This window comes from Streptomyces doebereineriae (assembly GCF_031845645.1).
GTDB classification, from domain to species: domain Bacteria; phylum Actinomycetota; class Actinomycetes; order Streptomycetales; family Streptomycetaceae; genus Streptomyces; species Streptomyces canus.
The window spans coordinates 1-469 of sequence record NZ_JAVREZ010000205.1 but is presented as its reverse complement, the minus strand read 5'-3'; the positions used below and the strand labels follow the sequence as shown (position 1 = coordinate 469).

Below are 469 nucleotides of genomic sequence, written 5' to 3'. Positions count from 1 at the left end.
CCGCAGCGTGATGGTGCCCTGGCTGCGGGGCTTGAGCAGGATAGGGCCCATCACGACGGCGTGACCGTACGGGTCACCGATCCCTTCGTCGAAGAAGGGGGCCGGGGCGAAGATCAGTTCGAGGTCAGGGAGATCCAGTTCCGGCCTGCTGCGGACGAATCCGTACGCCTCGCCGACGTTGGAGGTCAGCATGCCGCGACGGCGAGCCAGATAGTTGACCAGTTCGAGCGGCTTCTCGGCGGCGAACAGGCTGTCGTCGCGGACGTCGAACCCCAGCGGGACCACCAGGTGGTCAAGGAGATTGGTGCCGACAGCGGGCGCGTGCCGGGTCACCTCGATCCCGTGGCGCGCCAGCTGGTCCCGGTCTCCGATTCCCGACAGCATCAGCAGGTGCGGGGAATTGATCGCGCCTCCGCACAGGATGACCTCGCGGCGTGCCGTCACCACATCCCGCACGCCGCCCTTGTCG

1 protein-coding gene is annotated in these 469 nt (G+C 67.6%); it reads right to left on the bottom strand.

Annotated features, from left to right (window positions below; genetic code table 11):
- Positions 1-469, bottom strand: a 469-nt coding sequence (locus tag RNB18_RS51470) for a GMC family oxidoreductase N-terminal domain-containing protein (RefSeq protein WP_311720991.1), incomplete at both ends; no start/stop codon positions are given.